Genomic DNA, 6,516 nt, shown 5'->3' on the forward strand with positions numbered 1-6,516 from the left:
GGCGAAATAAAGGGGGAGGTGGCGGCCGCAGGCCGACGCCGGAGGACATTCGCCGGAAAGGGCATGGGCGCCCAGCGCCCGACCCACCGACGACCGCTTTCGCCACTCAGTAAGCGAACGCCTTGAACACCGGATCGATGTTCTGGTTCCACTCGCCATGGAACAGCGCCAGCTTGCGATCGGCCGGAGTCAGCCCCGAATCGACGATCTCCTGCAGCACCTCCAGGAACTTGCTTTCGTCCTGGCCATCGACGTTGCGCGCCGCGCGCCGCTTGAGCCCGGCCACGGCGATCTTCAGTGCTTCGCGCGACAGATCGAGCACGGTGCCATTGCGGAACGGCAGCTTCAGCCCATGCTTCGGCACGCCATCGCGCAACACGTTGCGCTCCACCAGGCTGAAATCACGCACCAGGTCCCAGGCCGCATCAAGTGCGGCATCGTCATACAACAGCCCCACCCAGAACGCCGGCAGCGCGCACAGGCGGCTCCACGGTCCGGCATCGGCGCCGCGCATCTCCAGGTACTTCTTCAAGCGCACTTCCGGGAAGGCCGTGGTCATGTGGTCCGACCAGTCGCGCAGGGTCGGCAACTGGCCCGGCAGCGCCGGCAACTTGCCCACCATGAAATCGCGGAAACTCTGCCCGCTGGCATCGTGGTAGGTGCCGTCGCGGTAGGAGAAGTACATCGGCACATCGAGCAGATAGTCCACGTAACGCTCGTAACCGAAGCCGTCTTCGAACACGAAGTCGAGCATGCCGGTGCGATCGTTGTCGGTGTCCGTCCAGATGTGCGAACGGTAGCTCTGGTAGCCGTTCGGCTTGCCTTCGGTGAACGGCGAATCGGCGAACAGCGCCGTGGCGATCGGCTGCAGCGCCAGCGACACGCGGAATTTCTTCACCATGTCCGCTTCGGTGGCGTAATCCAGGTTGACCTGCACCGTGCAGGTACGGGTCATCATGTCCAGGCCGAGCGTACCGACCTTGGGCATGTAGTCGCGCATGATGCGGTAGCGGCCCTTGGGCATCCACGGCATCTCCTCGCGCGTCCACTTGGGCTGGAAGCCCATGCCGAGGAAGCCCAGCTGCAGCTCGCCGGYCACCTGCGCCACTTCGTTGAGATGGGTACCGGTTTCCACGCAGGTGTCATGGATGGTTTCCACCGCCGCGCCGGACAGTTCCAGCTGGCCGGCCGGTTCCAGCGTGACCGAGGCGTTGTCGCGCAGCAGCGCGATGGTGTGGCCGCCTTCCTGCACCGGCGTCCAGCCGAAGCGGGTCAGGCCGTTGAGCAGGGCTTCGATGCCGCGGTCGCCCTCGAACGTCGGCGGACGCAGGTCGTCCAGGCGGAAGCCGAACTTCTCGTGCTCGGTGCCGATGCGCCACTGCGCCTTGGGCTTTTCGCCGGAAGCCAGCGTGGCGACCAGTTCATTTCGGTCGGTGATCGGCGTCTCGGCGACGTGGCTGGGGCTCGACAAGGGGAGGCTCGCAGGATTCTGGTCAGGGCGGGGATGTGGGGTCCGGGCCCCCGCATCGCAAGGGCGCACTATATCGTGGCGTCCCCCACCGTCGTGTCACCGTGACGGTTTTCAGCATCCTATTGAAAAGGGCTTGACCGGCTGCAAGCGCCGCTGCGACGCATTCCGCCCCCGGTCCGGCACACGCCCTAGACTGTGGGCATGAGCCGATCCCGCCATCCCGAAGTCCATCGTTCCGACCGCGTCGGCTGGCTGCGTGCGGCGGTGCTCGGTGCCAATGACGGCATCGTCTCGATCGCCGGGCTGGTGGTCGGCATCGCCGCCAGCGGTGCGAGCGCGTCCACCGTGTTGGCCACCGGCATTGCCGGCACCGTCGCCGGGGCGATGTCGATGGCGGCCGGTGAGTATGTGTCGGTGCAGTCCCAGGCCGATACCGAAGTGGCCGACCTGGCCGTGGAAAAACGCGAACTGCACGAAGACCCGCACAGCGAGCTGGAAGAGCTGGCAGCGATCTACCGCCATCGCGGCCTTACCCCCGAGCTGGCCCAGCAGGTAGCGGTACAGCTGACCGCGCACGACGCGCTGGCCGCACACGCACGCGACGAGCTGGGCATCACCGAAGAACTGCGTGCGCGTCCGCTGCAGGCGGCCCTGGCCTCGGCCGGCGCCTTCGTCAGTGGCGCGGCGCTGCCGGTGCTGACCGCCCTGCTCGCCCCGCACGCCCATGTCGCCCAGATCACCACGGGCGTCACCCTGGCCGGGTTGGGCCTGACCGGTGCGATGGCCGCACGTGCCGGAGGTGCACCCCCGTTGCGCGGCGCGGTGCGGGTCATGTTCTGGGGCGCATTGGCGATGGGCGCGGCAGCGCTTATCGGCCAGTTGTTCGATACTGCGCGGTAATGGATACCCGCGTGCACCCCGATCCGCTGTTGGCCGAGATGGCGAGCTTGGCCGACTGCCAGCGGGCCGACGGCTACGCCTGCATCACCGCGCGCCGCGAGCATGGCGCCTCCTCGGTGGACATCCCGCAACCGCAGCTGGCGATCCTGCTGCAGGGACGCAAGCAGGTATCCACCGCGCAGCAGTCACTCACCTTCGTGCCCGGCGACCTGTTCCTGATCACCCGGCGCTGCCGCATCGACGTGGTCAACATTCCCGATCCGGACTCCGGCGTGTACCTCAGCGCGATCGTGCCGCTGTGCGCCGAGGCGCTGTCAGCCGCGCGCGTGCTGTGGAACGAACCGCTGCCCGAGGCCGGCGACGCGCTGGCGCGGTTGTCGCTGGCCGAGCACGGCGACACCCTGCGGCAATGGCGCAGCGCACTGGAGCAGGCCCGCTACACCGAAGCGCGGCTGGCCTTGGCCGCGCTGGTGCTGGCGTTCTGTCGCCGTGGCCATGGCAGCCTGCTGGTCGCGCCGGAGCCCAGCCTGGGCGAACGCATCCGCGACCTGATCGCCGCCCAACCGGAACGCGACTGGCAATCGCGCGACTTCGAAGACCAGCTCGGCCTGAGCGGTGCCACCCTGCGCCGCCGGCTGGCCAGCGAGCAGTCCAGCGTGCGCGGGTTGATCGCCGATGCGCGGCTGGCGCATGCGATGAACCTGCTCTACACCACGCGCCTGCCGCTCAAGACCGTGGCCGCGCGCGTGGGCTATCGCTCGCTGGGCAGCTTCAACAAGCGCTTCGCCGCCCGTTACGGCCTGGAACCGGGCGCGATCGGCAACAACAGCTGAGCGAGCGGATCGCGCGGCATTCTGAGCGGACCGCGGCAACGCCGTCGCGCAGCATGGAGACATCGCGGCGCTGCCGCCTTGCCCGGAAAGCCCATGTCCCTGCCCCGCGTCCGCACCCTCGCCGCCGCCCTGTTGCTGGCGGCCGCCGCCAGCCCCGCCTTCGCCACCACCACCCACACCCCGCACGAACAGGTGCCCGGTGTGTACCACCAGCAGATCGGCACGCTCCAGGTCACCGCGCTGTTTGATGGCACTGTCGCGCTCGGCCGGCAGGAACTGGTAGGCATCGATGCCGGCAAGGTCACCCGCCTGCTCGACCACAGCTACGTGCCCGAAGACGGCAAGGGCCTGCAGACCGCGGTCAACGCCTACCTGGTGCAGCAGGGCAACCACCTCACCCTGATCGACACCGGCACCGCCACCTGCTTCGGCCCCGGCCTGGGCCAGGTGCTGGGCAACCTGCGCGCGGCCGGCTACGACCCGGCCGAGGTCGACGACGTACTGCTCACCCACGCCCATCCGGACCACCTGTGCGGCCTGCTCGATACCCAGGACAAGGTGGCCTACCCCAATGCCACGGTGTGGCTGTCTGCCGCCGATGCCGCGTACTGGCTCGATCCGGCCAGCGAAACGACCGCGCCGCAGGGCGTGCGCTTTGCCTTCGCGCTGGCGCGCAAGGCGGTAGCCCCCTATGTGGCCACTGGAAAATTGAAGCGCTTCGGCGCAGGAGATGCACTGCCGACCGGCATCACCGCACTGGACAGCCACGGCCACACCATCGGCCACGTGTCCTACCGGATCGACGGCGGCGCCGGCCAGCACCTCTTGGTCTGGGGCGACATCGTGCACTTCCACGCGGTGCAGTTCGCCCAGCCGCAGGCGTCCTACGAGGCCGACAGCGACCGCGCCGCCGCCATCGTCAGCCGGCGCACGATGATGGCGCAGGCCGCGGACCAGGGCTGGTGGGTGGCCGGCGCGCACCTGCCGTTCCCCGGGCTGGGCCATGTGCGGCGCGAGGGTGATGCGTTCGCGTGGGTCCCGGGCGAATACGCACCGTTGCCCACCCGGTAGTGCCGGCCGCTCGCCTACTCCGCTGACACCAATCGCACGCGCACCGCCTGACGGTCAGCCGGTCGGTGCACGCCTACACGGTAGTGCCGGCCGCTGGCCGGCTCCCCTTTCAGCCGGATATACCGGGGCGCCGGCCAGCGGCCAGCGGCCAGCACCACCGGGGTGCAGGTGTTACGCCGTTTCCGGCGCCGGCTTGTTCAACCCCAGCCAGCCACCGATGATCCCGCGGGCCTCGTCCACGCCCTGGCGGGCCGGGCCGGAAAAGGTCTGCACGCTGACCGTATCGCCGAAGGAGGACTGCAGTTCCTTGCGCACCTTCTGCAGGGCGATGCCCTGCTGGCCCCGGCCGAGCTTGTCGGCCTTGGTCAGCAGCGCGTGCGCGGGCAGACCGCGCTGCACCGCATAGGCCAGCATCTGGCGGTCGTAGTCCTTAAGCGGGTGACGGATGTCCATCACCACCACCAGGCCACGCAGCGCCTCGCGGGTGCGGAAGTACTGGTCGATGAAGGCCTGCCAGTGCGCCTGCAGGTCCAGCGGCACCTTGGCGTAGCCGTAACCGGGCAGATCGACCAGCTTGGTCTCCGGGGTGACCTCGAAGAACACCAGCTGCTGGGTGCGGCCGGGGGTCTTGGAGACCCGGGCCAGGCTGTTCTGGCGGGTCAGGGCGTTGAGGGCGCTGGATTTGCCGGCGTTGGAGCGTCCGGCAAAGGCAACTTCGGCCCCGACATCCTCCGGCAATTGCCGGGTGTTGTGGGCCGAAAGCAGATAGTGGGCACGTTCGAGGAGCAATGACATGGGCATAGGATCGCATGTCCGGGCCGGATCCGCGCTGCCGCCGACCGGTTTTGCTGCACCCTGCGTTGACCGTGGCGCGAAAGCGCATGGATAATCGGGTGATCCTCAGCCAGTGCAGCCTGCACTCGCCAGGCCGGTCCACACGGAGCTTCCGCATGCGCCACGCTCGCGTTCTTGCCGTTTCCGCTGTCGCTGTATCCCTGCTGGCCGCCGTTGCGGTCGCCCAGACCTCGATCACCCCGTTGCCTGACAACGGGCCGATCAAGACCGCCTCGCTGGAGGTCGATTTCAGCAAGACCACCTGGGGCGATGCCAAGGCCGGCCAGACCAAGGCCGCCGCCTGCGCCGCCTGCCACTCGGCCGATGGCAATTCCACCGTGGAGATGTACCCCAGCATCGCCGGCCAGAGCGAACGCTACGTGGCCCAGCAGATGGCACTGATCGCCAACGGCCAGCGCACCTCCGGTGCGTCCGCGGCGATGGTGCCCTTCGTGCAGGACCTCACCCCGCAGGACATGCGCGATATCGGTGCATATTTCGCAACGCAGAAGGCCAGCGCCGGGCTTGCCGACGATGGCCTGGTCGGCGACGGTCCCTATGCCGGCAAGAAGTTCTACGAGATCGGGCAGCAGCTGTATCGCGGCGGTGACGCCGAACGCGGCATCCCCGCCTGCATGGCCTGCCACGGTCCCACCGGCGCCGGCAACCCGGGCCCGGCGTATCCGCACATCGGCGGCCAGCACGCCGCATATGTGGCGCGCCGGCTGCAGGAGTACCAGGCCGGCACCACCCAGGAAACCGACAAGGCGCACTTCCAGATCATGGCCAGCATTGCCAAGCAGCTCACCGAACAGGAGATCCAGGCGCTGGGCAGCTACCTGCAGGGCCTGCACAACCGTGCCGACGACGTCGCCGCGGTGACCGCCACGCAACCGGCCAAGGCGCCGTAAGGACCGCTTGGCGGCGCAGTCGCCGCCCCGCCCCCGTGGCGGGTTATGTTCACCGCCACGCCGGCACTGGGCCGGCGTTGTTTTTTCCGATGGAGATGGATGTAGATGACGTTGATGCCCCGCCTGATGCTGTTGCTGCTGGCCCTGAGCCCCCTGACCACCCTGGCCGCCACGCCGATCAAGCTGGTCGAAGGTACCGACTACGAAGTGATCGAAGCGCCCGGCCCGTATGCGCCGCTGGCCAGCAAGATCGAAGTGGTGGAAATCTTCGGCTACACCTGCCCGCACTGCGCGCGCTTCGAGCCGCAGCTGGAAGCCTGGGCGGCCAAGCTGCCCAAGGACGTCCGCTTCACCCCGGTGCCGGCCGCGTTCGGCGGAATCTGGGATTCGTTCGCCCGTGCCTACTTCGCCGCCGACCAGCTGGGCGTGGCCAAGCGCAGCCACCGCGCGATGTTCGAGGCCCTGCATGACAAGCAGACGCTGCCGATGCAGAACG

The 6,516-nt window shown here is 68.5% G+C and carries 7 protein-coding genes; 5 read left to right on the forward strand and 2 right to left on the reverse strand.

What is annotated here, in order from left to right:
* Positions 1–106: 106 nt before the first annotated feature.
* Positions 107–1,471 carry a glutamate--cysteine ligase gene (locus tag ACXJKH_RS12340; RefSeq protein WP_457319652.1) on the reverse strand — a complete coding sequence of 455 codons (1,365 nt, stop codon included), beginning with the start codon at positions 1,469–1,471 and terminating at the stop codon, positions 107–109.
* Positions 1,472–1,672: 201 nt separating this feature from the next.
* On the opposite strand from ACXJKH_RS12340, the gene ACXJKH_RS12345 reads away from it, so the two are divergent.
* From ACXJKH_RS12345 to ACXJKH_RS12355, 3 genes are all read left to right on the forward strand, one after another.
* On the forward strand, positions 1,673–2,371 hold the full coding sequence (locus ACXJKH_RS12345; RefSeq protein ID WP_256777050.1) for a VIT1/CCC1 transporter family protein: 699 nt from the start codon (positions 1,673–1,675) through the stop codon (positions 2,369–2,371).
* Positions 2,372–2,409: 38 nt separating this feature from the next.
* Positions 2,410–3,204, forward strand: a complete 795-nt coding sequence (locus ACXJKH_RS12350) for a helix-turn-helix domain-containing protein (protein WP_457319656.1) — start codon at positions 2,410–2,412, stop codon at positions 3,202–3,204.
* 93 nt (positions 3,205–3,297) lie between these two features.
* Positions 3,298–4,275: an MBL fold metallo-hydrolase gene (locus ACXJKH_RS12355; protein ID WP_457319653.1), complete on the forward strand. Its 978-nt coding sequence runs from the start codon at positions 3,298–3,300 to the stop codon at positions 4,273–4,275.
* A 171-nt stretch (positions 4,276–4,446) separates the two neighbouring features.
* Here the strand turns inward: ACXJKH_RS12355 and yihA are convergent, their stop codons facing one another.
* Positions 4,447–5,070: a ribosome biogenesis GTP-binding protein YihA/YsxC gene (gene yihA, locus ACXJKH_RS12360; protein ID WP_256777053.1), complete on the reverse strand. Its 624-nt coding sequence runs from the start codon at positions 5,068–5,070 to the stop codon at positions 4,447–4,449.
* A gap of 155 nt (positions 5,071–5,225) precedes the next feature.
* On the opposite strand from yihA, the gene ACXJKH_RS12365 reads away from it, so the two are divergent.
* Entirely contained in the window at positions 5,226–6,020 is a 795-nt protein-coding gene (locus ACXJKH_RS12365; RefSeq protein WP_457319654.1) for a c-type cytochrome, read from the forward strand.
* 105 nt (positions 6,021–6,125) lie between these two features.
* On the forward strand, positions 6,126–6,516 hold a 391-nt coding region (locus ACXJKH_RS12370), incomplete at its 3' end, for a thiol:disulfide interchange protein DsbA/DsbL (protein WP_457319655.1).

It is taken from the genome of Stenotrophomonas sp. P5_B8 (assembly GCF_054049855.1).